Source organism: Rhizobium sp. CB3171 (assembly GCF_029714265.1).
In the GTDB taxonomy this organism is placed as follows: Bacteria; Pseudomonadota; Alphaproteobacteria; order Rhizobiales; family Rhizobiaceae; genus Rhizobium.
In genome coordinates, this window is record NZ_CP121652.1 from 1,467,952 (window position 1) to 1,494,227 (window position 26,276).

The following is a 26,276-nucleotide window of genomic DNA, read 5'->3' on the forward strand; positions in this document are numbered from 1 at the left end:
ATTGCCGACCGCAAGCACCGCGGGGACGGCCTCGCTCTTAAAAAGGAGCGTAACATGGCTTGGTTCCTGCTTTTCCTCGCAGGTTTGTTCGAAATCGGTTGGGCTGTCGGCCTGAAATATACCGAAGGCTTCACACGGCCGATCCCGACCGGTCTCACCGTCATTTCGATGGTGGTCAGCCTCGTCCTGCTCGGCCTTGCGGTGAAGACCTTGCCGATGGGCACGGCCTACGCTGTGTGGACCGGCATCGGCACGGTCGGTACCGTCCTGCTTGGCATCTGGCTGCTGGGTGATCCCGCGACCGTCGTTCGCCTGTTCTGCATCGGCCTGATCGTCGCGGGCATTGCCGGGCTCAAGCTCGTCGCCTGAACCTCATTTGCGTCACTAGAGCACTTCCAGGAAAAGTGCGAGGCGGTTTTCCGCCCGGAATGCGTAAAAACAAAGAGATAGAGCGGGAAAGCGATTCCGTGAAACGCTGAACCGCTCTAGCGCTGGCGATTGTCGAGCGCCCAGAGGCCCGGTCCTGCAAACACTAGAAACAGGAAAATGAAGCAGAACAAGATCGGGCCGTCGCCCTCGTTGTTGGCTGGAAAGAAGCCCATCTGCGCATGCACTAGGAAATAGGCGAAGGCCATTTCACCGCTGAGGATGAAGGCGACAGGCCGGGTAAAGAGCCCGAGCAGGATCAGAATGCTGCCGATAAGCTCAATCACCCCAGCGACGAAAAACAGTGTCGAGATTTCAAAGGGCGCGGCGGGAAAATTGAAGAGCTTTTGCGTGCCGTGCTCTAGGAACAATAGCGCGGTCACAATTCTGAGAACCGCAAGGGCGGCGGGCTGATACTGCGACAGGCGCTCGAAAGCCGGCATGAAAATCTCCGTTTTAACTGAGAAGGCGGCCAGTATCTCTAGGGGATATGGTCGCTTTCCGCTGATATCGGAGTCAACACGCGAACGGCGAAATTATTCGCCGGGCTTGGATATCGATCCAAGCCCGGCGATTGCATATTATTTCCTGCGACCGTCGATGGCCAGGAGGCCTGGGCCTGCGAAAACCAACAGCAGGAAGACAAAGCAGTACAGGATGGCCGCATCGCCTTCATTGTTGACCGGGAAAAAATTCCTCGGCATGTGCGCCATGAAATAGGCGACCGCCATGTTGCCGCTAAGGATGAAAGCAACAATCCGCGTAAACAGGCCGAGAACAATCGCCAGGCCGCCGACAGCTTCCAGAATGCCCTGGATCAAGATCAGGGTCGGCAGCGGACCATCGAAATGACCGCCGGCCGGAAAAGCCAAAAGCTTCTGCGTGCCGTGCTCCATAAACAGTAGACCGGTCATGATGCGCAGCGCCGCCAGGGCGTAAGGCTGATATTGATTCAGTCGATCGGAAAGTGCCATTTTGTACTCCAGTTTTGGTTTCTGAAGCCACCATTAGTTTGTGTGCACGCGAAGGTGAAGACACGGCTTCTGACACCCAATCAATTTTCCGTGTAGAATCCGTGACTTGTTGTCACATGCTCAAAGCGGAATATTGTCGTGCTTTTTCCAGGGATTGGTCAGATCCTTATTGCGCAGCATCCTGAGCCCCTGTGCCAGCCGCCGCCGGGTAGAGTGCGGCATGATCACTTCGTCAATATAACCGCGCTCGGCCGCGACGAAAGGAGACAGGAAGCGATCCTCATACATCTTCGTATGCGCCGCGATCTTCTCAGGATGGGCGATATCCTTACGGAAAATGATCTCGACCGCGCCCTTGGCACCCATAACGGCGATCTGCGCGGTCGGCCAAGCATAGTTCAGGTCACCTCGCAGATGTTTCGACGCCATGACGTCGTAGGCGCCGCCGAAGGCTTTGCGAGTGATGACAGTGAGTTTCGGCACGGTGGCTTCCGCATAGGCAAAGAGCAGCTTGGCGCCATGCTTGATCAGGCCACCATATTCCTGCGCGGTTCCCGGCAGAAAGCCCGGTACGTCGACAAAGGTGACGATCGGAATATTGAAGCAATCGCAGAAGCGCACGAAACGTGCCGCCTTGCGTGAGGCGTCGCTGTCGAGCACACCCGCGAGCACCATCGGCTGATTGGCGACGAAGCCGACCGTCGCGCCCTCGATGCGGCCGAAGCCACAGACGATGTTCTTGGCGAAACTTGCCTGGATCTCGAAGAAATCGCCCTCATCCGCCACCTTCAGGATCAGTTCCTTGATGTCGTAGGGCTTGTTGGCATTGGCCGGGATCAGCGTGTCGAGCGAGGAATCGGGATCGGTGACCGATTGATAGCACTCGATTTCCGGAAGAGCCGCGGTATTCGACTGCGGCAGGAAATCGATGAGCCGGCGCACCTGCAGCAGCGTATCGATGTCGTTGTCGTAGGCGGCATCGGCGATCGAGGATTTCGTCGTATGCACCGAGGCGCCGCCAAGCTGCTCCGCCGTCACCGTTTCGTTGGTGACAGTCTTCACCACATCCGGGCCGGTGACGAACATGTAGGACGTGTCGCGCACCATGAAGATGAAATCGGTCATAGCCGGCGAATAGACGTCGCCGCCGGCGCAGGGACCCATGATGATCGAGATCTGTGGAATAACGCCGGAAGAGAGCACGTTGCGCTGGAATACCTCGGCATAGCCGCCAAGCGCCGCCACGCCTTCCTGGATGCGCGCGCCGCCGGCATCATAGATGCCGATGATGGGGGCGCGGTTTTTCAGCGCCATATCCTGAACCTTCATGATCTTCTCTGCATGCGCTTCTGAAAGCGAGCCGCCGAAGACCGTGAAATCCTTGGCAAAAAGAAAGACCGCGCGGCCGTTGACCGTGCCCCAGCCAGTGACCACGCCGTCGCCGGCGATCTTGGTCTTGTCCATGCCGAAATCGATCGAGCGGTGTTCGACGAACATGTCGAATTCCTCGAAGGAGCCTTCATCGAGGAAGATTTCGATGCGCTCGCGCGCGGTCAGCTTGCCGCGCGCATGCTGCGCATCGATACGCGCCTGCCCGCCTCCGAGCCTCGCGATCTCCCGGCGACGTTCCAGTTCCTGCAGGATCTCTTTCATGATGGCCCTCTTTTCCGCTTACCCGGCTTAGCATGGCGCAGCAGCAGTTTGAAGCCGAAGGCTCAGTTCACCAGCGGCGGCGCCTTCAGCACGAAGATGGAACGGATGCGGGCGGCGATATCTTCAGCCATCAGATTGTCGGCTGCGTTCGGGTCCGGTGTGAAATTCGCCGTATCGAACGAGGCGATGGCAAGCACCGCACCGGTATCGACCGAATCGACGTCGATATTGATCTTTGCCGTATTGCGATCGTGGTTGAAGCTCCCGGCCTTGCGAACATCCGTCAGGCGGATGGTGAGTGCCACCTTGGGCAGCACTGTATCGCGGGTGGTCACGGCGATGGCGGCATTGACGCGTTCGTTGATGGCCGAAAGCAGCACAGGCGAAACGGGAGGTACGGCTTGATCGGCAACGACGGTGGCGCTGCGCACGTCATAGGCTGGAGGTGCAGGCGGCGCCGTGCCCGGCCAGCTCGTGCAAGCAGCCAGCGCCAAACATCCCACGAGTGCCGATACCGCACCCGACCTCCACAACAACATGATTCGCGTCCCGAATTCCCAACCCTTGAGATGCAGATTTCGATATAACGGACTGCAAATCAACAATATTCAACTGCGAAGCGCGGAAAAAACATCGGTGGCTGCCTGAAACTCTTCGAAGCGCTGAGCGCGGCGCTGCTCGGCCTCTTCGTCACGGCCCCAATGTTCGATCGTCCAATCCTCGTCGAGATGGGCGAGCGCCCAGACTTCATCGAGCGGCAGTCGGCCTTCGGCGAAAGCAAGCGCCAAGATCGCCGAACCCGTCAGCGTCGTGATCGTATGCAGGCTGGCGAGTTCCAGCGGCGTGTCGTATTTGCGCAACGTCACGGCAAAGGCGGCGATCGCCTCGCGCGGCTGCTCCTGATGCATGACGCCTTCGGCCAGGATGAAACGGGCACCGAGTTCGTTTGCGGCCCAGTCGATCAGCGGGTTCCACTGCTCCGATTGCCGCTCCACCAGGCGCTCCGGTCCATCGGCGCGATAGCAAAGCATATCTGTGGAGGAAAAGCGCAGGATGTCCTCGAATACCGCCTGGCTATCGATCGCCACACCGTCGAGCGCCGTGTTGACCAGCCGCGTCACCGGCATGGTCGCAGGATCGATGACCTCGACCTGCCGCGTCCATTCGGCTGCAACCAGCTTTGCGAGCGCCTCGGTCGGGACGGCGAGCGATTGGCGCGCAGGCGTCTTCACCACCTTGCCGTCGAGCTCGATCACATGGCCGTCTTCGCTCGCGCGGACGCTTACATCCTTGTAGAAGCGCTTCGGCAGCGGCTTCTTCATCTGAATCTGAGCCCGGCGAATGGGATCGGGATGGCTCAGGTCTTCGGAAAGATCGTTCAACAGGTCGCGCATGGCGTCACCTCAGAGAATATGGCTCAACAAGTCGTTCGGGTGATGGGCAATCGTGTCGGCACCTGCCGCCAGCAGTTCTTCCACCGAAGCATAGCCCCAGGCAACACCGATCGCGGTCGCACCGGCCGCTTTCGCCATCTGCATGTCGTAGACGGCATCGCCGATAACGATTGTATCATGCGGATCCATGCCGGTCTCGCTGCAGCATTCCGTCACCATCGCGGGATGCGGCTTGGAAGGGCAATCGTCAGCGGTGCGCGAAACGGCGAAATAGGGCGTAAAGCCGTTCGCTTCAAGAATATGCTCCAAGCCGCGGCGGGACTTGCCGGTCACCGCGCCGATCAGCAATTCATCGCGGGCGGCGAGCGTCTCAATCAACGGTTTGATCCCGTCGAAAAGCGGCGTCTGCATATCGCCCTCGTCGCGCACGTCGGGGAAGATCGATTTGTAGTGCGCCGTCATGGCAATTGCCTCGTCATCGACATGCGGCTTGCCCTGCATACGGGCAATCGCGATGTCGAGTGAGAGACCGATAATCGACTTGGTGGAGGCGACATCGGGACGCTTGTGGCCGAAATCGACGAAGGTGCGCGCCATGACCTCGTGGATCAGCCGGACGCTGTCGACCAGCGTTCCGTCACAATCGAAAAGCACCAGCTTCATTCGTCGTCCGGCTCCCCAGCCGATGCCTCGTCAAAGCCGAGGAGGTTCCAGGTTTGCACCATATGCGGCGGCAGCGGCGCGGTGATGCGCAGGCGCCCGCCGCTCGGATGCGGGATATCGATATGGCGGGCATGCAGATGCAGCCGCTTCTGAACACCGCCGGGAAAGTCCCAATTCGGGTCGTCCTCGAAATATTTGGGATCGCCGATGATCGGATGGCCGATATGCAGCGCATGGACGCGGAGCTGGTGCGTGCGGCCGGTATAAGGCTCCATTTCCAGCCAGGCGAGACGCTGGGCGGCGGTTTCGACAACACGGTAATAGGAGACAGCGTGATCGGCACCCTCCTCGCCGTGTTTGGCGATGCGCATCCGGTCGCCATCGGCGGTGGCTTCCTTCACCAGCCAGGTCGAGATCTTGTCCTCGTGCTTGCGGGGCACGCCCTTCACCAGCGACCAATACGTCTTCTTGGTGTCGCGCTCGCGGAAGGCGGCCGTCAGCTTCTGTGCGGCACCGCGGGTGCGGGCGACGACGAGGACGCCGGAGGTATCGCGGTCGAGGCGATGCACCAGGCGCGGCTTCTCACCCTTCTGGCTGGTCCATGCCTCCAGCATCTTGTCGATATGGCGGCTGACGCCGGAGCCGCCCTGCACGGCGAGGCCGGCCGGCTTGTTCAGCACGTAGACCTTGTCGTCCTCATGCAGCAGCATGCGCGCCAGCAGCTCGGCGTCGCCGGAATGCTTCAGCTCCTTGCCTGCGATCGGTCCGCTTTTCGGCCCCTTGGCGTCGACATCCAGCGGTGGCACACGCACCATCTGTCCCGGCTGCACACGCGCATCTGTCTTCACGCGCCCGCCGTCGACACGGACCTGGCCGGAGCGCATCAGCTTCTGCAATTGCCCAAAGCCCAGCCCTGGAAAATGCACCTTGAACCAGCGGTCGAGGCGCATTCCGGCCTCGTCGGGCTCGACCTTTATATGCTCAATCCCGGCCATTCGTCTTCTTTCAAGAACCGCGACATGACCCCGAAAAGCGCGAAATGGTTTCGGACAAGATCATGCCAAATCAAAGGACTGGGGCGGCCTTGCCCCAGGGCCGGGTCATCCGGCCTTTTGAGGTGGCTTTAGAGCATTTCGACGAAAAGTGGAAACCTGAATTGTCTGCCTGACGGGAATTTTGTGACAATGGTGCCCGGTAAACCTCATTTTGCGTTCGGCGCCACGACAGGAAGGTTGATATCGACCATTCCCGCCTTATCGAACATCAGCATCACCGGCACCGTGCCGCCCTGCTTGAACGGCGTCTTCACCTGCTTGAACATCATGTGTAGGCTGTTGGGCGAAAGCGTTACGGTCGCGCCAGCGGGGATGGCGACGCCCTCTTTGAGCTCCCGCATCTGCATGACCTCGCCCTGCATCTTCATCTCGTGCAGCTCCACCTTGCCGGCGGCCGCTGAGGTCACGGACGTCAACCTGTCGTCGCTGCTGCCGCCATTGTGGATCGTGAGATAGCCGCCGCCGACCGGCTGCCCTGGTAGCATGGCGCGAACATAGCCGCCGCTGATGTCGAGATCGCCGAGCTTGGCTGCAGCCGAACCCGCCGGCGCTTTGCCGGCATCCATATGCATCCCGGGCATTTTGCTCATGTCGTCGCTCTGCTGCGCCGTGACGGCGACAGCCGAGAATGAAAGTGTGGTCGCCGAAATCAGCAATGCGGCGGCGAATTTGCGGTTCATCATTGTCTCCTGCCCGGCTCCTCTATTGGCACCATGGGATAGCTTCTCGAAGCGCGATTGCAAAGTCCCCTGCATCCATCGGTCGCGCGTACCGGCCTCCGCTCATCAAGTCGCCACGACAAAAATTTGTTTCAGAGCGACATTTGCCCCTTGCCATCTCTGGCGACTACCAGATAATGGCACCCAACCCTGTTGGGAGAATCCGGCGCAAGCCGGTGCCGAAGGAGCAACCGCCCCGGAAACTCTCAGGCCAAAGGACCAACATGGGGCAGACGGAACTCTGGAGAGTAGCGCGCAAGCGCTCGCCGAAGGGATAACAATCTCAGGCACACAGACAGAGGGGGCTCATCGAAGGCGCAGCCGCGCCTGAATTTTGAGCTCTGCGCTTTTAGCCAAGCGCAAAACCCGGAGGCGTCATTTGGACGAGACCGCTGCCCTCAAGAAGACACCCCTTCATGCCCTGCATCTGTCGCTCGGTGCCCGTATGGTTCCCTTCGCCGGCTATGACATGCCCGTGCAATATCCCGCGGGCGTGCTCAAGGAACATCTCTGGACCCGTGCATCGGCCGGTGTGTTCGACGTCTCCCACATGGGTCAGGTCACGATCCGAGCCCGTTCCGGAAGATATGAGGATGCGGCGCTTGCACTGGAAAGCCTAGTGCCGGTCGATATTCTCGGGCTCGCCGAAGGCCGTCAACGCTACGGTTTCTTCACCGATGACAACGGTGGCATCCTTGACGATCTGATGATCACCCACATGGACGATTACCTCTTCGTTGTCGTCAACGCCGCCTGCAAGGATGTAGATCTTAAGCATCTTCAAGATCATATCGGCGATAGCTGCGAAGTCACTTTACTTGATCGTGCCCTGATCGCGCTGCAGGGACCGCGTGCCGTTTCAGTGCTTGCCGAACTCTGGGCGGATCTCGCCCATATGAAATTCATGGATGTCCGCCATTGCCGCCTGCATGACGTTTCCTGTCTCGTCTCCCGCTCCGGTTACAGCGGCGAAGACGGCTTTGAGATTTCCGTACCGGCCGACAAGGCTGAGGATATTGCCCAGCGGCTGCTCGAACATCCCGATGTCCAGCCGATCGGCCTCGGCGCCCGCGATTCCCTGCGTCTCGAAGCCGGGCTCTGCCTCTATGGCAACGATATCGATCAGACGACGACGCCGGTGGAAGCCGCGCTCGAATGGGCCGTCCAGAAAGCCCGCAAGACCGGCGGTGCCCGCGCCGGCGGCTTTCCCGGTGCCGGCCGCATCCTTGCCGAATTCGACAATGGTGCCTCGCGCCGCCGTGTCGGTCTGAAGCCGGAAGGCAAGGCGCCGGTGCGTGGCCACGCCAAGCTTTATGCCGACGCCGAGGGTAAGACCGAGATCGGTGAAGTCACTTCCGGCGGCTTCGGGCCGAGCGTCGAAGGCCCCGTTGCCATGGGCTATGTGCCAGTTGGTTTCGCCGCACCGGGAACACAGGTCTTTGCCGAGGTTCGTGGCAAGTACCTGCGCGTCGCTGTCTCTTCCCTGCCCTTCATCACTCCCACCTACAAACGCTGAAAACGTCATATTCCAGAGAGGATCTTCCATGCTGAAATTCACCGAAGAACATGAGTGGCTCAACATCGAAGGCGATGTCGCGACCGTTGGGATCACGGCGCATGCCGCCGAACAGCTCGGCGATCTGGTTTTCGTGGAATTGCCCGAGGTCGGCGCCAGCTTCTCCAAGGGAGACGATGCGGCGACGGTCGAATCCGTCAAGGCGGCGTCCGAAGTCTATTGTCCGCTAGACGGCGAAATCACCGAGATCAACGAAGCCATCACCGCCGATCCGGCGCTCGTCAATTCTGATCCGATGGGCGCTGGCTGGTTCTTCAAGCTGAAGCTGAAGAATATTGCTGATGCCGATGGTTTGCTTGATGAATCCGGATATAAGGAGTTCATCGCGTAATGAATACGCCTACGGAATTCACATTCACCGACTACCAGCCCTACGATTTCGCCAATCGCCGCCATATCGGTCCGTCTCCGTCTGAAATGGCTGATATGCTGAAGGTGATCGGCTATGACAGCCTCGACGGGCTGATTGATGCGACGCTGCCGCCCTCTATTCGCCAGAAGGCGCCGCTCACCTGGGCTGCGCCGATGACGGAACGCGAGGCGCTCGACAAACTGCGTGAAACCGCTAACAAGAACAAGGTTCTCGTCTCGCTGATTGGCCAGGGCTATTACGGCACGATCACGCCTCCGGTCATCCAGCGCAATATCCTGGAAAATCCCGCCTGGTACACGGCCTATACGCCCTATCAGCCGGAAATCAGCCAGGGCCGCCTCGAGGCGCTGCTGAACTACCAGACGATGATCTGCGATCTGACGGGCCTCGATGTTGCCAACGCCTCGCTGCTCGATGAAGCAACCGCTGCCGCCGAAGGCATGGCGATGGCTGAGCGTGTGGCGAAATCCAAAGCCAAGGCCTTCTTCGTCGACGCCGATTGCCATCCGCAGACGATCGCGCTGATCAAGACCCGTGCCGAACCGCTTGGCTGGACAGTCATCGTCGGCAATCCCTTCACCGATCTCGATCCGGTCGATGTCTTCGGCGCCATCTTCCAGTATCCGGGCACGCATGGTCACATCAACGACTTCACCGGCTTGATTGCAAGGCTGCATCAGACCGGCGCCATCGCCGTGGTCGCCGCCGATCCACTGGCCTTGACGCTGCTTAAATCGCCCGGCGAAATGGGCGCGGACATTGCCGTCGGCTCATCGCAGCGCTTTGGCGTGCCAGTCGGCTATGGCGGACCCCATGCGGCCTACATGGCCGTCAAGGATGCCTATAAGCGCTCCATGCCCGGCCGCTTGGTCGGCGTTTCCGTCGACGCCCGCGGCAACCGCGCCTATCGCCTGTCGCTGCAGACTCGTGAGCAGCACATTCGCCGTGAAAAGGCGACGTCGAACATCTGCACCGCACAGGTGCTGCTCGCCGTCATGGCTTCCATGTATGCCGTCTTCCACGGCCCCCAGGGCATCAAGGCGATCGCCCAGCAGGTGCATCAGAAAGCCGTGTTGATGGCAAAGGGCCTGGAAAGGCTTGGCTACAAGATCGAGCCTGAGACTTTCTTCGATACGATCACCGTCGAGGTCGGTCATATGCAGGGCCTGATCCTGCGCGCGGCTGTCGCCGAAGGCGTCAATCTGCGCAAGGTGGGCGAAACCAAGATCGGCATGAGCCTTGACGAGCGAAGCCGGCCGGCAACGCTGGAAGCCGTTTGGCGGGCCTTCGGCGGCAATTTCCGTCTCGCCGACTTCGAATCCGGCTATCGATTGCCGAAGAACCTGCTGCGCACCAGCGAATATCTGACGCACCCGATCTTCCACATGAACCGTGCCGAAAGCGAGATGACCCGCTATATCCGCCGGCTCTCCGATCGTGATCTGGCGCTCGATCGCTCGATGATCCCGCTTGGCTCCTGCACGATGAAGCTTAATGCAACGGCTGAGATGTTGCCGATAAGTTGGCCTGAATTCTCAGATATTCATCCTTTTGTGCCGGCCGATCAGGCGCTCGGTTATCGCGAGATGATCGATGATCTGACGGAAAAGCTTTGCGCCGTGACGGGCTATGACGCCTTCTCCATGCAGCCGAATTCCGGCGCGCAGGGCGAATATGCCGGCCTGCTCACCATCCGCAACTATCACATCGCCAATGGCCAGGGTCATCGCGACATCTGCCTGATCCCGACCTCGGCCCACGGCACCAATCCGGCCTCTGCACAGATGGCAGGCATGAAGGTGGTCGTCGTCAAGGTCAGCGATGACGGCGATATCGACATGGCGGACTTCCGCGCCAAGGCGGAGCAATATGCGGCCAATCTCTCCTGCTGCATGATCACCTATCCGTCGACGCACGGCGTCTTCGAAGAGACGGTGAAAGAGATTTGTGATGTCGTGCATATGCACGGTGGCCAAGTCTATCTCGATGGCGCCAATATGAACGCCATGGTCGGCCTCTCTCGTCCCGGCGACATCGGCTCCGACGTCAGCCACCTGAACCTGCACAAGACCTTCTGCATTCCGCACGGCGGCGGCGGCCCCGGCATGGGGCCGATCGGCGTCAAGGCGCATCTGGCGGCGCACCTGCCCGGCCATCCGGAGACGGACGGCCGCAGCGGTGCGGTCTCTGCCGCAGCCTTCGGCTCTGCTTCGATCCTGCCGATCTCCTGGAGCTATTGCCTGATGATGGGCGGCGAAGGGCTGACGCAGGCGACGAAGGTCGCAATCCTCAATGCCAACTATATTGCGGCGCGCCTGAATGGCGCTTACGACGTGCTCTACAAGTCGACCAGCGGCCGTGTGGCGCATGAATGCATCATCGACACGCGCCCGCTGGTCGACAGCGCCGGCGTCACCGTCGATGACGTCGCCAAGCGCCTGATCGATTGCGGCTTCCACGCGCCCACCATGAGCTGGCCGGTTGCCGGCACGCTGATGATCGAACCGACCGAATCGGAGACCAAGGCCGAACTCGACCGGTTCTGCGAGGCGATGCTTGCGATCCGCGAGGAAGCCCGCGCCATTGAAGAAGGCCGGATGGACAAGACTGACAACCCGCTGAAAAATGCGCCGCACACGGTCGAAGACCTCGTCGGCGAGTGGAACCGGCCCTATTCCCGCGAGCAAGCCTGCTTCCCGCCGGGTGCATTCCGGGTCGACAAATACTGGTCGCCCGTCAACCGTGTGGACAATGTCTTCGGCGATCGGAATCTCATCTGCACCTGCCCACCGGTCGAGGCCTACGCCGAAGCTGCCGAGTAAGCGCTTTTCCGAAAAAGTGAAGCGGTTCAGCCGCTTCACTCCTGTCCGACATAAATCTATCGCGAAAAATCTCTATGACAGCGCCGCGTGTCCGATCGGACGCGCGGCGTTTTTTATAGCGCGGCGAAAGACGGCGCTGGAAGTCAGATATTATGCCAGAACTGCCAGGATTACATTGCCGGACGGGAATTATTGCAGGCGAACACGATCACGCCGGGAAGCCGGTGACACTGTGCTTGTAAAAAATCAATTTGAGAACTGCCACGCGGATGTCACTGCCCATGTGTGCCAACGGACATGGCTTGCATGAGAGCGAAGCTGCGCTCATCCGCGACTGGCTTATACGGAAAGGCATATGGGATGGATGAGGAAAAGCTCATCAGCATGGACGCCATGGATGGCTATATTGCAGCCGCTTTCGAAACCGACGATCCCTCTCACATCGCCAGGGCCCTCGGCGCCGTGGCGCGAACGCGCAACATGAGCAAGCTTGCCAAGGATGTCGGCATGAACCGCTCAGCGCTCTATCGGGCGCTCAGTGGCGATGGAAATCCGGAATTTGCGACGATTCTAAAGGTCGTGAAAGCACTTGGCTTGAAACTGACGCCGGTGCCGGTGGCTGACCGCAAATCGGACGCCGCCTGATACTAAGGCGGCGAAAGGTTTGTTCAGACAGCCGGCGCCGCCTGACGCTGCGCAGCCAGGGCAGCAAGATCGGCGGGCTTCAACTCGACGGATTCGCCGCAGCCGCAGGCCGACGTCTGGTTGGGATTGGTGAAGGTGAAGCCGGAGCGCAGCGTGGTGGTTTCGAAGCCCATCTCGGTGCCAAGTAGATAAAGCACGGCCGACGGCTCGACCCAGACCTTGGCGCCGTTGCGCTCGATCAGGTCGTCCTTGGCATTCGGTTCGGTCACCAAGTCGATGGTATATTCCATCCCGGCGCAGCCGCCCTTCTTGATGCCGACGCGAACGCCCTTGGCCTCGGGGCCTGAATTCTCGACGATCGCCTTGACGCGCGCTGCCGCGTCATCCGTCATGCTCATTACTGCAAAGCCCATGGGCTTATTCTCCTCTGGCATCGGCCCGAAAAGTGGATCCGGTTTTCGGACCAGCCGATGCCCACTTAAATGCAACCGGGGTCAAGATCCGGTGCTTCGAGTCATAATGTAAAGCGGGTGGCTTAAAGCTTCAATACCAGCCGACGGCCACCTGCGCCTCTTCGGACATGCGATCCGGCGTCCACGGCGGATCAAAGGTCATGCTGACTTCGACGCCGGAAACCCCTTCGACAGCACCGACCGCATTTTCGACCCAGCCAGGCATCTCGCCGGCGACGGGGCAACCCGGCGCGGTCAGCGTCATGACGATCTTCACCATGCGATCGTCCTCGATGTCGATCTTGTAGACGAGACCAAGTTCGAAGATGTCGGCAGGAATTTCAGGGTCATAGACCGTCTTCAGCGCGCTGATGACATCCTCGCTGAGGCGCGCCAGTTCGGCCTCGGGAATGCTGGAATGCACGATGCCCTCGCGCACGTCGATCTTCTGTTCGCTTTCATCGAGTGACATCGCTTGCCTCCTTAGGCAAAGAATTTTCGCGCATATTCCAGCGCATCGGCCAGGGCATCCACCTCGGCACGGGTATTGTACATGCCGAACGATGCACGGCATGTGGAGGTCACGCCGAAGCGTTTCAAGAGCGGCTGGGCGCAATGTGTGCCCGCGCGTACGGCAACGCCCTGCCGGTCGATCACCATCGAAACATCGTGGGAATGGATACCCGCGAGTTCGAAGGAGAAAATACCACCTTTGCCGGGTGCCATGCCGAAAACGCGCAGCGAATTGATCTCCCGCAGCCGCTCCGCCGCATATGCCGCGAGATCGGCCTCGTGCCGGGCGATCGCCTCTCGGCCGACGCTTTCCATATAGTCGAGCGCGGCGCCAAGTCCGATCGCCTGAACGATGGGCGGAGTGCCGGCTTCGAAACGATGCGGCGGATCATTGTAAGTGACGTTATCCTCGGTGACGTCGAAGATCATCTCGCCGCCGCCCTGGAAGGGCCGCATCTCGCGCAACCTGTCCTTCTTGCCATAGAGCACGCCGATCCCCGAAGGGCCGTAGAGCTTGTGGCCGGTCATGACATACCAGTCGCAATCAATGTCCTGCACGTCGACGGGCAGGTGCACGGCGCCTTGCGAGCCGTCGATCAGCACCGGAATGCCGCGCTCATGCGCGATGCGGCAGACTTCTTTGACCGGAACGATGGTGCCAAGCGCATTCGACATGTGGGTGATCGCAACGAGCTTGGTACGTTCCGTCAGGCTCTTTTCGAAATCCTCGATATGGAAGGCCCCATCGTCATCCACCGGCACCCAGACCAACTTGGCGCCCTGCCGCTCGCGGATGAAATGCCAGGGCACTATGTTGGAGTGATGCTCCATAATGGAGACGACGATCTCGTCGCCCTCGCCCAGCTTGGGCATGCCCCAGCCATAGGCGACGGTATTGATCGCTTCGGTGGAATTCTTGGTGAAGATGATATCATCCACCGACGGCGCATTCAGGAAGCGGCGCACTTTTTCGCGCGCAGCCTCATAGGCCTCGGTGGCCGCATTGGACAGGAAATGCAGCCCGCGATGCACGTTCGCATATTCGCGAGAATAGGCATGCGAGATCGCGTCGATCACGACCTGCGGTTTCTGTGCTGACGCACCGTTGTCAAGATAGACCAGCGGTTTGCCATGGACGGTCGTCGACAGGATCGGAAAATCCCGGCGGATTGCTTCGACGTCATAGGCGGTGGCTGGTACGATCTTGTCCACGAGCATTGCTCCAATCAGGCGTGATTTTCGAGCCAGTCCGAGATAACGCCTTCCAGCGCCTCGACCAGGGCTTCGTCTTCCAGCTCTTCGATAATCTCGGCCACGAAGGCATTGACCAGCATGGCGCGGGCCTTGTTCCTGGGGATACCGCGCGCCATCATGTAGTAGAGATGGTTCTCGTCGATATCGGCAACCGTGGCGCCATGGCCGCACTGCACATCGTCGGCGAAGATTTCCAGCTCCGGCTTGACCGAGAACTCGGCATCGTCGGACATCAGCAGCGTGTTGCAGGCCATGCGGGCATCGGTTTTCTGCGCATCCGGAGCGACCCGGATCATGCCTTGGAAGACACCGCGAGCGCGGTCGAACACGACGTTGCGCATGATTTCCGTCGAGCCCGTATGCGGTACGTCGTGGCCGAGCACCAGCGTCACATCGGTATGCGTATCACCACCGAGCAAATTGACGCCGCGCAGAACAAGGTCGGAGCCCTCGCCTGTGACTTTTACATGCAGCTCCTGGCGCACCAGCTTGCCGCCGGCATTGATGACGAACAGCTTCAGCTTTGCCTGCGCGCCGAGGTCGACGCGGATCTGGCCAAGATGCGTATCCTCGGTTCCCTGCTCCTGCAGGATGATCCAGGTCACTTCGGCACCCTTGCCGATCTTGATATCGCTGACCGAGGAGACCATCGCCGCAGCCCCGGGCACGGCCTGGTGGCGTTCGATCACGGTCGCCTTGACATCGGCGCCGAACGAGACCGGCAGACGGCTATGGATCTGGCCACCGGCATGGATGAACTGGATTTCGAGCGGCGCATCAAGCTCAGTCCCATCCGGAAATTCGATGACATAGCCGTCGCGCACGAAGCTGCCGTTGATGCGGCCGATGGCGTCATCCCTTCCTAGCGCGGTCAGCCGAGCGGCGGCGGTACCGTCAGCCAGACTATCGGCATAACGGCGGACAACCAGGCCATCGACCGAGGTTTTGCCGCTCGTGCTGCCCTGCAGAACCGATAGCACGGCCGAACCGGGAACGGTCGGCGACAAGGGCTCGACGCTGCCCGCACCAATGTCTGTCGGGACGGAACGCAGCAGGGTCTTGAAATCGGTATAATGCCAGGCTTCGAAACGCCGTGTCGGCAGGCCGGCGGTCTTGAGATCGTCCAGCAAACGGTCGCGGACGGCGAGCACGTCGCCATCACCCGGCAAGTCGCCCAACTGGTTGTTATAAGCCTCGATCAGCGCCGTCTCAGCGGCGGTCAGACGGCTCGTCGTCTGAATGTTCATCGACGTATCCTTTCCGCCCCGATCAGGCCGCAGCCCCGATGATGTCGGCATAGCCGTTGGCTTCGAGCTCATGCGCCAGCGTCTTGTCGCCGGACTTGATCACCTGGCCCTTATAGAGCACGTGCACGGTGTCCGGGATGATATAGTCGAGCAGGCGCTGATAGTGGGTGATGACGATCACGGCGCGATCGGGAGAACGCAGCGCATTGACGCCGTCGGCGACGATCTTCAGCGCATCGATATCGAGACCGGAATCGGTTTCGTCCAGCACGCAAAGCTGCGGCTCGAGGAGTGCCATCTGCAGGATTTCGGCGCGCTTCTTCTCGCCGCCGGAGAAACCGACGTTCAGCGGGCGCTTCAGCATCTCGGTGTTGATCTGCAGCTTGCCGGCGGCGTCCTTGACGCGGCGCATGAAGTCAGGCGTCGTCAGTTCGGCTTCGCCGCGCGCCTTGCGCTGCTCGTTCATCGCCACCTTCAGGAACTGCATCGTGGCGACGCCGGGAATTTCGACCGGATATTGGAAAGCCAGGAAGATGCCCTTGGCGGCGCGTTCGGCGGCGTCGAGTTCCAGAATGCTCTCGCCATTGTAGAGGATATCGCCTTCCGTGACTTCGTAATCGTCGCGGCCGGAAAGAATGTAGGAGAGCGTCGACTTGCCGGAGCCGTTCGGACCCATGATGGCAGCCACTTCGCCAGCCTTCACCGTCAGGTCCAGGCCGCGGATGATCTCGGTGCCGTCTTCGGCGATGCGGGCGTGCAGGTTCTTGATTTCAAGCATAGTAGAATCCTATCGAAGGAATGAAGGTGCGGCGCGCCGCTTGCGCGCCAAAAACATGTCTCTTGTCGAGGGCTTTACCCTACGCTGCCTTCCAGCGAGATGCCGATCAGCTTCTGCGCTTCAACGGCGAACTCCATCGGCAACTCCTGCAGGACTTCCTTGACGAAGCCGTTGACGATCAACGCAATCGCCGCTTCTTCCGGGATGCCGCGCTGCAGGCAATAGAACAACTGGTCCTCGGAGATCTTCGACGTGGTGGCCTCGTGCTCGAAATGCGCCGACGAGTTCTTCGCCTCGATATAGGGCACGGTATGCGCACCGCACTTGTCGCCGATCAGCAGCGAGTCGCATTGCGTGAAGTTGCGGGCGTTGGTCGCGCGGCGATGGGCCGAGACCTGGCCGCGATAAGTGTTCTGCGACACGCCGGCGGCGATGCCTTTCGAAATGATGCGGCTCGACGTGTTCTTGCCGAGGTGGATCATCTTGGTGCCGCTGTCGACCTGCTGATGGCCGTTGGACACGGCGATCGAGTAGAACTCGCCACGGCTGTCGTCGCCGCGCAGGATGCAGGAAGGGTATTTCCAGGTGATCGCTGAGCCGGTCTCGACCTGGGTCCAGGAGATCTTCGAGCGATCGCCGCGGCAATCGCCACGCTTGGTGACGAAGTTATAGATGCCGCCCTTGCCGTGCTTGTCGCCCGGATACCAGTTCTGAACGGTCGAATACTTGATCTCTGCGTCGTCCAGGGCAATCAGTTCGACGACAGCCGCATGCAACTGATTTTCGTCGCGCTGCGGCGCGGTGCAGCCTTCGAGATAGGAGACATAGGCTCCCTCTTCGGCGATGATCAGCGTGCGCTCGAACTGGCCGGTGTTCTTCTCGTTGATGCGGAAATAGGTGGAAAGCTCCATTGGGCACCGCACGCCCTTCGGCACGAAGACGAAGGAGCCATCGGTGAACACGGCCGAATTCAACGTCGCATAGAAATTGTCGGTCGTCGGCACGACGGAGCCGAGATATTTGCGCACGAGATCAGGATGCTCGCGGATCGCTTCCGAGATCGACATGAAGATCACGCCGGCCTTCTTCAGCTCTTCCTTGAAGGTGGTGACCACCGAGACCGAATCGAACACCGCATCGACGGCGATCTTCGGCTTCTCGACGCCAGCAAGGATCTCCTGCTCACGCAGGGGAATGCCAAGCTTCTCATAGGTCTTCAGCAGCTCCGGGTCGACTTCGTCGAGCGATTTCGGACCGGCAAACTTCTTCGGCGCTGCGTAATAGTGAATGTCGTTGAAGTCGATCTTCGGATAGTCGACGCGCGCCCATGTGGGCTCTTCAAGCGTCAACCAGCGACGATAAGCCTCGAGGCGCCATTCCAGCATCCATTCCGGTTCCTGCTTCTTGGCAGAGATGAAGCGGATAATGTCTTCGGAAAGACCCTTGGGAGCCTTTTCCACCTCGATGGTGGTCTCAAAACCGTACTTATACTGGTCCACATCGATCAAGCGAACCTGATCGACTGTTTCCTGGACTGCAGGCATGTCGTTCTCCAATCTCGCCGGATCCAAGGTCCGGCAGCTTGTCAACGTTGCGGCAGACTGAAATGTCTACCCTCTATGTAGTCGGCCAAAAGGGACTTTTCAGCCCGCTTGGCAAGCGGAAATTTCTGTTTCCGCAAAATTGTGGCCGTTAGGCTGCAGCTCCGGCAAGTTTACGCCGTCCCGCAATTCGGGCGAACGCAGCAATCGCGCGTTCGACATCCTCTTCGGTCGTCGTAAATCCAAGCGAAATGCGCAGCGCCCCGAGCTTGGGATCGCAGCCCATCGCCATCAGCACATGGCTTTCACCCACCTTGCCGGAAGAGCAGGCGGAACCTGCCGAAATCGCCACCCCTTCGAGATCGAAGGCGATCTGTCCGGTTTCGGACTTCAGCCCCGGCAGGGTGAAGAAACTGGTATTCGGCACGCGCGGGCCGCCTTCGCCGTGAATGATGACATCGGGCGCGGCAAGCCGCATGCCCTCCTCCAGCCGGTCACGGAGTTTCGCAGCGGCCGCATTGCGGCTTTCGAATTCTGCGACGGCGGCGGCGGCGGCCGCGCCGAAGCCGACGACGGCCAATGCGTTCTCCGTGCCGGAACGATGCCCTTTTTCTTGTCCGCCGCCATGAATCAGCGGCTTCGGCATCAGCACTTCACCACGAGAAACGAGCGCGCCGGCCCCTTTCGGTCCGCCGATCTTATGTGACGAGACGATGAGGAAATCGGCGCCGATCTCGTTGATATCGATCGGAACCCGGCCTGCCGCCTGCACGGCGTCGACGACCAAGAGGCCGCCGAATGCCTGCACAATCTTAGCCGCTTCGTGCACGGGCTGGAGAATGCCGGTTTCATTGTTGGCGAGCATGATCGCCACCATCGGCAGCCCACTTGCCTTGTCATGGGCCGAAAGCATCGCTTCCAGCGCGGTAAGATCGACAACGCCGTCCGATGTCACCGGTATTTCGCTGATCTTTTCCTTCGGGAATCGGCCACCCTCCCTGAGGGCTGGATGCTCGATTGCCGATATATAGAGATGGCCGATCGCAAGGGGCGTACGGCCCATGCGGAATTCCGGCGTCAGCACCATGTTGGCGGCTTCGGTCGCGCCGCTGGTAAAGACGACATGAGCCGGTTCGGCCCCCGTCAGACTTGCGACCTGCCGGCGCGCAGCTTCGATCGCCGCCCGCGTCGCACGCCCTTCGCCATGAACAGAATTGGGGTTTCCATAGAGGTCCAAGGCGTGCAACATAGCGTCGCGCGCCGCCGGATGAAGCGGTGCGGTGGCATTCCAGTCGAGATAAAGGCGCGTTGCCGCCATAATCTTCTTCCTGCCTGACGAAGCCTTGTTGTGCCCGGCTCATTTTCCTTGAAATTTCAGCCGGGCATGCCTTATGACACGTTCGACAAACCGTTGCACAAACAACGCATGGAAGATCGTGCCAAGTTTCGAATTGTTCTAAACTGCGTTCTAGAAAAGATGAGCGCATTAGTCAAGTCAACTTGCTGCGTCCCGCCTAGTTTGAACGCAGAAAAAGAAGAGCCGGAGTATCGATGCCCGAAGTTATTTTCAACGGCCCCGCAGGCCGCCTTGAAGGCCGCTATCAGCCATCCAAGGAAAAGAGCGCCCCGATCGCTATTATCCTGCACCCTCATCCGCAATTCGGCGGCACGATGAACAATCAGGTCGTCTACCAGCTCTTCTATATGTTCCAGAAGCGCGGCTTCACGACGCTTCGCTTCAATTTCCGCGGTATCGGCCGCAGCCAGGGCGAATTCGACCATGGCGCCGGCGAATTGTCTGACGCCGCTTCGGCGCTCGACTGGGTGCAGAGCCTGCACCCGAATTCGAAGAGCTGCTGGGTCGCCGGCTATTCCTTCGGCGCCTGGATCGGCATGCAGCTTCTGATGCGCCGACCGGAAATCGAAGGCTTCATGTCGATCGCACCACAGCCGAACATCTACGATTTCTCGTTCCTGGCGCCCTGCCCGTCCTCGGGCCTGATCATCAACGGTGATTCCGACAAGGTCGCTCCGGAAAAGGACGTCAACGGCCTCGTCGAAAAGCTGAAGACGCAGAAGGGCATCCTCATCACCCACAGGGTCGTCCCCGGCGCCAACCATTTCTTCAATGGCCAGGTCGATACGCTGCTCGGCGAATGTGAAGACTATCTCGATCGTCGTCTGAATGGCGAATTGGTGCCAGAACCGGCAGCCAAGCGGATCAGGTGATTTACCCCTTCTCCCTTCGGGGAGAAGGCTTTCCGTTACCGCGACATCTGAAAACTGAGACCTGAAACGCCGTCGATCACAATCGGCGCACGATATTGCATGCCGATTTTACGGAGAACCCGCTGCGACGCGGCGTTTTCCGGATGGGTGAAGGCGATGAACTGGCGAGCGAAACCGCGTTGGAAAAACCAGTCCGCAAGCGCCCCTGCAATTTCGGTGGCATAACCATTTCCCCAGGCTTCCCGACGGATGGAATAACCGAGTTCGAATTCGCCGCGTTCGCTCTCCTCAAACCGGGAAAAGCCAGCCCATCCGATGAAACGGCCGTCGTCGCGTCTGAGCATCTTGTATTTGGTCACGCCATCGCGCGCCTGTTCATTAAACCAGCTTTTGAGGCGCGCCTCGGCCTTCTCAAGAGTCCATGGCGCGGCGCCGGAAAGATAGCGCGTCGTCTCGATCGTCGAATGCAATTGTCTGATGAGCTCGGCGTCGCCCTTGTCCCACATCGTCAGAATGAGACGCGGGGTCTCCAATATAATGGTGTCGCTCATTGGTCGCGTCGCTTCCCAATCCTGCTCAAACTTCCCACGCGGCAGTCAACCAAAATGGTGACGAGCCGATAAATCAGTGCTAAACGCGCCGCGACGGTTCAACAATAGCGATTTCGCCGCATGGCACACCTGCGGCGCCCCGAGAGACCAAGATCATGGCTGAGTTCAAATCCGATTTCCTGCGCACCTTGCAAGAGCGCGGCTTCATCCACCAGATTTCCGATGAAGCCGGCCTCGACGACCTCTTCGCCAAGGAAACCGTGACGGCCTATATCGGCTTCGACCCGACGGCGCCGAGCCTGCATGCGGGCTCGCTGATCCAGATCATGATGTTGCATTGGCTGCAGGCGACCGGCCACCGTGCCGTCTCGCTCATGGGTGGCGGTACCGGCATGGTCGGCGATCCCTCTTTCAAGGAGGAATCGCGTCAGTTGATGACGATCGATACCATTGAAAGCAACATCGCCTCGATCAAGCGCGTCTTCTCCAACTACCTGACATACGGCGAAGGCCCCAAAGATGCGTTGATGATCAACAACGCGGAGTGGCTGCGTTCGCTCAACTACCTGGAATTCCTGCGCGACGTCGGCCGCCATTTCTCGGTCAACCGCATGCTCTCCTTCGATAGCGTCAAGACGCGCCTGGATCGCGAGCAGTCGCTGTCCTTCCTCGAATTCAACTACATGATCCTGCAGGCCTACGACTTCGTCGAACTGGCCAAGCGTTACGACTGCCGCCTGCAAATGGGTGGTTCGGATCAATGGGGCAATATCGTCAACGGTATCGACCTCGGTCACCGCATGGGGACCAAGCAGCTTTTTGCTCTGACCTCGCCACTGTTGACCACCTCCTCGGGTGCCAAAATGGGCAAGTCGGCCTCCGGCGCGATCTGGCTGAACGCCGACCTGCTCTCGGCCTATGATTTCTGGCAATACTGGCGCAACACCGAGGATGCGGACGTCTCCCGCTTCCTGAAGCTTTATACCACGCTGCCGATGGACGAGATCGCCCGCCTTTCCGCCCTCGCCGGCTCGGAGATCAACGAGGTCAAGAAGATCCTCGCCACCGAAGTCACCGCGATCCTGCATGGCCGCCAAGCCGCCGAACTTGCCGCCGAAACCGCGCGCAAAACCTTTGAGGAAGGCGGGCTTTCCGAGAACCTGCCGTCCGTCGACGTTCCCGCGTCCGAACTCGACGCCGGCATCGGACTGCTCTCGCTGATCGTCCGCGCGGGTCTCGCCGGTTCGAACGGCGAAGCCCGCCGTCATGTCCAGGGCGGCGCCGTGCGCATCAATGATCAGGCGATCAGCGACGAACGCAAGGTGATCGGCAGCGGCGAAGTCACCGCCGATGGCGTCATCAAGCTGTCGCTCGGCAAGAAGAAGCACATCCTGATCCGCCCTGCCGCTTAATAGGCTGCCTGACACCGAAACACGAAAGCCGGCGAACCCGCCGGCTTTTTTACGCTTTCAGCGCCTCCGCAGCAATTTAATGCACGGTCATGTCGGACCATGGCATTTCCGTTCGTCTTTTGTAGAGATCAACTCTGGAGGCGAGTTATGGACGAACTGCCGGTAATCGAAACGAGGCGTAAAGGTAAAAGCCTCACGCAGAGCATGCTGATACCCAGCAAGGACATGGTTGCTCGGGCACTCCGGGCCGCCCCTCCTGGCGAATTATCTGACATTGCCAAGATAAGACGGGCGCTCGCCAGGGAATATGGAGCGGATGCCTGCTGCCCCGTGACCGTCCAGCGACATCTGGTGCAAATCAGTCAAGACGGCACTGCCCCGTTCTGGCGCGTGGTCGATCCTGAGCGACCTTCCGCCCGGCGCATGATCGGCGGACCTGAACGCATACGCGAGCGGTTGGCGAACGAACGATGATCGGTTTGGCCTGCGTGCTCGGCGTGAAGCTCAGAACTCGAAGATCTGCCGGAACACGCCCGGTGCGATGATCGACAGCGGGTTGATTTGCAGGTTCGGTTTTTCAAAGTTTCCGGTGAGCCTGAACGTGATGCCGATCAGGCCGCGGTCGCTGCCGTTGCCAAGGATGAAGCCGACGATCGGCACCTCGGCAAACAGCCGGTTGAGGCCATAGGCGGGCATGAAGGTGCCCGTCAGGTCCATGTTGCCGTTCGCGTCCTTCACCGTGCCTTGAAACGTCGCGCCCACCTGTACGCCGCGGACAACGCCATTTTCCACCGCAAGCGTCCCCTTACGCAGCACTAGGCGCGCGAAACCGCGCTCGAAACTCTGGGATCGCGTATCGATATTCTGTTTGACGGCCGAATTCAGGCTTCGCCCATTTTTGCCGCTCGGTGTGGAAACGATGGTCGAAAGCTTCTTTTCGTCGATGATGGCGAAGTTACGGATATCGAGCGAACCATCCCAGGCATCAGTTCCCGTGGAGCGTAGCGACAGATTGAGCAGGCCGCCTTGCAGATGCTTGTAGAGATCGGCAAAACGCGCCACCGCGCCGGCATCGCCACTGGTGATGCGAATGGTCCCGCCGTCTCCGCCCTTGCTCACCTGGCTGACGACGGCCTCGCCGCTGCGCGTGAGGCCGGAGAAATCCGCAGCGATTGTGCGGCCGCCGACAATGGAATAGACGCCCTTGAGATTTCCGATCGACTCATCGTTGAAGCCGACGACCTTGTCGAGATTGGCCCGGATCGTTGCACCGGACGAATCATCCTTGTTGTCGCTTTTGTCGCTGGATGCTGTTTTCAGCCGCGCCAGGACTGGCCGGAGATCGGCCGAATTGCCGGCGACGGATATGTCGTAGTTGCCGCTTTTGCCGTGCTTGATCGACAGCGCGAAATCATCGAGCGCGGAAAGCTTGACGCTATCGAAATTTGCTGAAGACAGGCCACCCTTGCTGACGACGAGATCGCCGCTGACACCGAAGCCATCGCCCTTGAGGATGAAATTTTTGAGCACCGTCTGGCTGTCCGGCCCGGAAGCTTCGAATTGGGCGGTGGCTGGAATGCCGCTGCCTTTCGACCAGCCGACCCACGGAACCGTCAATGCCGCCTTGGCGAGGTCGATCTTGACGCCCTGCCGATCGTCGTCGATGCGCGTGAGTTCTATCTTGATCGGGCCATCGATAATGTCATTGAGACCCGGTATGACGCTGTTACGTTGGGCATCGGTGAGCGTGGCAGTGATCACGCGACTGCGTTTGGCCGTTGATTTGCCGTCCGTCGGTTCGACCATATCGATTTGCGCTGGAATGCCGTCGATCTGCGCCTGGGCATCCAGATGCACGGATTGGGGATCGGCGTCGATCTCGCCCGTAAGATTGGAAATCTTGCGGTTGTTCATCGGCTTCAGCAGATCGACGTCGTCGAGCTGCAAGTTCGCCTTCCAGACCGGCGGCGGCGGCTTCTGATCGCTGATCAGGCCGATTGTCGCATCGACGTTGGCGACGATCTTGCCGTTGAAGTTCTCCGGTTTGAACTCGGTTCGCTGCAGCACTTCCAGCGGCTTATAGGTCAACAACTCGCCGATGGAATCGCCCGTGCCGGATATTTCCAGCTTGAGGGTGGCCATCAGTGGCTTGTCGTAGGCCGACGGGATCGAGAAATTGCTGTCGTTCAGCGTCACCGAGCGGCCTGAGGGGAAATAGGAGGTGCCGCTCGCAATATCGACGCTCATCGTCGGACCGGTCAGATCGAAATGCGCCTGGGTGTCCCGGATTGGCGGAATCTCGCCTGGCACGTCGAGGCGCGCCTCATCGATATCGAAGGCGATGTGCAATTCGTTCTTTCCGAGCTGCAGCTTGCCCGTTTTCGCCGCTTCCGCCAGTCGTCCGGCGGGGATGAAGACCGAAATGACCCCATTGGTCACCGTGCCGCCGAAGAGGTTTTTCTCCACCCAGACCCGAGGTTTCGAGGCCATCCAGAACGGCCAGAGCTGCTTGATCGCGGTCGTATCGAGCTTGTCGGCGCGGCCGCCGAAGCTGATCTCCGGCGAGCTGTCTCCGAGTTTCAGATGCAGGGAGCCAAACAACGCGCCCAGCGGCGTGGAGATGCCGAGATTTTCGAATTGCAGTTCCTTGGTCGCCGCCAGGAAACGCCCCGTCGCCTGCCCGTCGAAGCTGACCGGCTGTTCGCCCGAAATGGACGATGCCGCCGTGCCGCCCCGGATCAGGAAGTCGATGCCAAAGCCCTTGCCGGCATTGGCGTCGATATGGTCGAGGTCGATCAGCGCCCCGGAGAATGGCACAATAGTGCCGACGAATTGAGCCTTAGACGGCGCGATCTCAAGCGTGTGGTGGGCAAAGTTGTAGGCGAGATTGATGTTGGCCTTTGTCAGCTCCTGCGGGTCGCGGTCCATGTAGAGCGTGCCGGGTTGGACATCGATCGAGGCGCTGAGCTTTGGTTCTATCCCTGAACCACCACGCATGGCGGTCACCGTCATTCCGGCGAAACTCATGATGCCCTGGCGCGGCGTGCCGTTCTGATCATAGGCCATCGTTAACGGCTTCAGGTCGAGATTGGTTACCTTTGCGGTCAGGGAAGAACTGCGCCCAGCCTCCTGTTGATCGGCGGTGACATCCAGCGTCGCGACGGAGCCGTTGACCGCAACCTGTCCATAAAGATGCAGCGATGTCGGTCCGCTGCGCTCGAAGGTGAGGCTGTCGACCACGAGCGAGATCGGCTCGCCGCCCTCCTGTCGTGCCAGCTTGACGGCAAAACCGGAAATGCGCACCGAGTTCGTGCCGCCGCGCTCGACGAAACGCTCGAGGAAATCGAGATTGTCGAAGGCTGACTTAAGCGCTTGCGGCAGTGCATCGACGCGCAGCATCGTCAGGTCGACGGGATCGCCCTGCGGCAGCAGCGACGTATCGAGCGCGATGCCCTCTGCCGCCACATTGGCCACTTCGACACGGCCTTCGACAAGCGCCAGCGGATCGAGCACCATGCTGACCGCCGACATGGTCGACAGGTGCTTGCCGCTCTCCTGGTCGACCACATTGACGTTGCGGGCTTCCAGCTCCAGCCGCAGGGTGGGCGTAAAGCGGACCACGGTCGAGCCAACTTCCGCTTTGTAGCGAGGCCCGATCGCGCGATCGAGGGCAAGCTGTGCCTTCTGCGACAGGGGTTCATCGAAAATGCCGCCCTCGATGGTCGCGATGACGGCGCCGGCGATCAGGGCGAGAAAGGCGATGAAGACAAGGGTGATGCGGCAGACATGCCAGACATGCGAGCGCTTGCGCCGTTTGCGCTCGGGGACATGCACGATCATAGGATCGTCGACCTGAGCGGAAGGCAAGTGGTCGAGCGAGACGAGATCCTTCTTGCGGAATATAATCTTTTCGCCTCGGATCACTCCCGTGCGTCCCTTTCTTTTTTTGCAATTTTGTTGGTGACGCTGCGTCCGATGTGGACGGCATACCGGCGCAGT

25 protein-coding genes and 1 riboswitch are annotated in these 26,276 nt (G+C 60.0%); of the genes, 8 read left to right on the forward strand and 17 right to left on the reverse strand.

Going from position 1 to position 26,276, the window contains the following annotated elements:
• Positions 1-54 precede the first annotated feature (54 nt).
• Positions 55-369: a quaternary ammonium compound efflux SMR transporter SugE gene (sugE, locus tag QA648_RS07255; RefSeq protein WP_283050501.1), complete on the forward strand. Its 315-nt coding sequence runs from the start codon at positions 55-57 to the stop codon at positions 367-369.
• Positions 370-485: 116 nt separating this feature from the next.
• Here the strand turns inward: sugE and QA648_RS07260 are convergent, their stop codons facing one another.
• The 8 genes from QA648_RS07260 to QA648_RS07295 all read right to left on the reverse strand — a co-directional run bounded on the left by QA648_RS07260 (position 486) and on the right by QA648_RS07295 (position 6,845).
• Positions 486-869, reverse strand: a complete 384-nt coding sequence (locus tag QA648_RS07260) for a DoxX family protein (protein ID WP_283050503.1) — start codon at positions 867-869, stop codon at positions 486-488.
• Positions 870-1,007: 138 nt separating this feature from the next.
• Positions 1,008-1,400: a DoxX family protein gene (locus QA648_RS07265; protein WP_104823184.1), complete on the reverse strand. Its 393-nt coding sequence runs from the start codon at positions 1,398-1,400 to the stop codon at positions 1,008-1,010.
• Positions 1,401-1,520: 120 nt separating this feature from the next.
• Positions 1,521-3,053: an acyl-CoA carboxylase subunit beta gene (locus QA648_RS07270; protein WP_283050505.1), complete on the reverse strand. Its 1,533-nt coding sequence runs from the start codon at positions 3,051-3,053 to the stop codon at positions 1,521-1,523.
• A gap of 62 nt (positions 3,054-3,115) precedes the next feature.
• Entirely contained in the window at positions 3,116-3,592 is a 477-nt protein-coding gene (locus QA648_RS07275; protein WP_104823186.1) for a hypothetical protein, read from the reverse strand.
• Between the two features lie 69 nt (positions 3,593-3,661).
• Positions 3,662-4,447, reverse strand: a complete 786-nt coding sequence (locus QA648_RS07280; protein WP_283050508.1) for an ATP12 family chaperone protein — start codon at positions 4,445-4,447, stop codon at positions 3,662-3,664.
• A gap of 9 nt (positions 4,448-4,456) precedes the next feature.
• Positions 4,457-5,110, reverse strand: a complete 654-nt coding sequence (locus QA648_RS07285) for an HAD-IA family hydrolase (RefSeq protein ID WP_283050510.1) — start codon at positions 5,108-5,110, stop codon at positions 4,457-4,459.
• On the reverse strand, positions 5,107-6,105 hold the full coding sequence (locus QA648_RS07290; protein ID WP_104823189.1) for an RluA family pseudouridine synthase: 999 nt from the start codon (positions 6,103-6,105) through the stop codon (positions 5,107-5,109). The genes QA648_RS07285 and QA648_RS07290 overlap by 4 nt, the downstream gene beginning before the upstream one ends.
• A gap of 206 nt (positions 6,106-6,311) precedes the next feature.
• A complete protein-coding gene (locus QA648_RS07295) occupies positions 6,312-6,845 on the reverse strand; it encodes a copper chaperone PCu(A)C (RefSeq protein WP_283050511.1) in 534 nt (177 codons plus the stop codon).
• 183 nt (positions 6,846-7,028) lie between these two features.
• Positions 7,029-7,116, forward strand: a riboswitch (glycine riboswitch).
• A gap of 147 nt (positions 7,117-7,263) precedes the next feature.
• Between QA648_RS07295 and gcvT the strand changes: the two genes are divergently transcribed.
• From gcvT to QA648_RS07315, 4 genes are all read left to right on the forward strand, one after another.
• Positions 7,264-8,400 (forward strand): glycine cleavage system aminomethyltransferase GcvT, encoded by a 1,137-nt coding sequence (gcvT, locus tag QA648_RS07300; protein ID WP_283050512.1) that lies wholly within the window; start codon positions 7,264-7,266, stop codon positions 8,398-8,400.
• A 28-nt stretch (positions 8,401-8,428) separates the two neighbouring features.
• Positions 8,429-8,791: a glycine cleavage system protein GcvH gene (gene gcvH / locus QA648_RS07305; protein ID WP_104823192.1), complete on the forward strand. Its 363-nt coding sequence runs from the start codon at positions 8,429-8,431 to the stop codon at positions 8,789-8,791.
• Positions 8,791-11,655, forward strand: a complete 2,865-nt coding sequence (gcvP, locus tag QA648_RS07310; RefSeq protein ID WP_283050515.1) for an aminomethyl-transferring glycine dehydrogenase — start codon at positions 8,791-8,793, stop codon at positions 11,653-11,655. Before gcvH ends, gcvP begins: the two co-directional genes overlap by 1 nt.
• A 360-nt stretch (positions 11,656-12,015) precedes the next feature.
• Entirely contained in the window at positions 12,016-12,300 is a 285-nt protein-coding gene (locus tag QA648_RS07315) for an addiction module antidote protein (protein ID WP_283050517.1), read from the forward strand.
• A gap of 23 nt (positions 12,301-12,323) precedes the next feature.
• Here the strand turns inward: QA648_RS07315 and sufA are convergent, their stop codons facing one another.
• From sufA to QA648_RS07350, 7 genes are all read right to left on the reverse strand, one after another.
• A complete protein-coding gene (gene sufA, locus QA648_RS07320; RefSeq protein ID WP_283050519.1) occupies positions 12,324-12,713 on the reverse strand; it encodes a Fe-S cluster assembly scaffold SufA in 390 nt (129 codons plus the stop codon).
• Positions 12,714-12,843: 130 nt separating this feature from the next.
• Positions 12,844-13,224: an SUF system Fe-S cluster assembly protein gene (locus QA648_RS07325; RefSeq protein WP_104823196.1), complete on the reverse strand. Its 381-nt coding sequence runs from the start codon at positions 13,222-13,224 to the stop codon at positions 12,844-12,846.
• An 11-nt stretch (positions 13,225-13,235) separates the two neighbouring features.
• The gene (locus QA648_RS07330) at positions 13,236-14,477 is read right to left on the reverse strand and encodes a cysteine desulfurase (RefSeq protein WP_283050522.1); all 1,242 of its coding nucleotides are present in this window, start codon (positions 14,475-14,477) and stop codon (positions 13,236-13,238) included.
• A gap of 14 nt (positions 14,478-14,491) precedes the next feature.
• Positions 14,492-15,766, reverse strand: coding sequence for a Fe-S cluster assembly protein SufD (gene sufD / locus QA648_RS07335; protein ID WP_104823197.1), 1,275 nt, complete (start codon positions 15,764-15,766; stop codon positions 14,492-14,494).
• 22 nt (positions 15,767-15,788) lie between these two features.
• A complete protein-coding gene (gene sufC, locus QA648_RS07340) occupies positions 15,789-16,544 on the reverse strand; it encodes a Fe-S cluster assembly ATPase SufC (protein WP_104823198.1) in 756 nt (251 codons plus the stop codon).
• 74 nt (positions 16,545-16,618) lie between these two features.
• Positions 16,619-18,088 (reverse strand): Fe-S cluster assembly protein SufB, encoded by a 1,470-nt coding sequence (sufB, locus tag QA648_RS07345; protein WP_104823199.1) that lies wholly within the window; start codon positions 18,086-18,088, stop codon positions 16,619-16,621.
• A 148-nt stretch (positions 18,089-18,236) separates the two neighbouring features.
• Entirely contained in the window at positions 18,237-19,403 is a 1,167-nt protein-coding gene (locus QA648_RS07350; RefSeq protein ID WP_283050525.1) for a cysteine desulfurase family protein, read from the reverse strand.
• A 233-nt stretch (positions 19,404-19,636) separates the two neighbouring features.
• Between QA648_RS07350 and QA648_RS07355 the strand changes: the two genes are divergently transcribed.
• Positions 19,637-20,314: an alpha/beta hydrolase gene (locus QA648_RS07355; RefSeq protein WP_283050527.1), complete on the forward strand. Its 678-nt coding sequence runs from the start codon at positions 19,637-19,639 to the stop codon at positions 20,312-20,314.
• A 35-nt stretch (positions 20,315-20,349) separates the two neighbouring features.
• Here QA648_RS07355 and QA648_RS07360 read toward each other — a convergent pair whose 3' ends face one another.
• A complete protein-coding gene (locus QA648_RS07360; protein WP_283050529.1) occupies positions 20,350-20,865 on the reverse strand; it encodes a GNAT family N-acetyltransferase in 516 nt (171 codons plus the stop codon).
• 155 nt (positions 20,866-21,020) lie between these two features.
• On the opposite strand from QA648_RS07360, the gene tyrS reads away from it, so the two are divergent.
• Together tyrS and QA648_RS07370 are read left to right on the forward strand one after the other, a co-directional pair.
• On the forward strand, positions 21,021-22,277 hold the full coding sequence (tyrS, locus tag QA648_RS07365; protein ID WP_283050531.1) for a tyrosine--tRNA ligase: 1,257 nt from the start codon (positions 21,021-21,023) through the stop codon (positions 22,275-22,277).
• A 147-nt stretch (positions 22,278-22,424) separates the two neighbouring features.
• Entirely contained in the window at positions 22,425-22,751 is a 327-nt protein-coding gene (locus QA648_RS07370) for a hypothetical protein (RefSeq protein ID WP_104823204.1), read from the forward strand.
• Positions 22,752-22,781: 30 nt separating this feature from the next.
• On the opposite strand, the gene QA648_RS07375 is transcribed toward QA648_RS07370, so the two are convergent.
• Entirely contained in the window at positions 22,782-26,201 is a 3,420-nt protein-coding gene (locus QA648_RS07375) for a DUF3971 domain-containing protein (RefSeq protein ID WP_283050534.1), read from the reverse strand.
• Between the last annotated feature and the right edge of the window lie 75 nt (positions 26,202-26,276).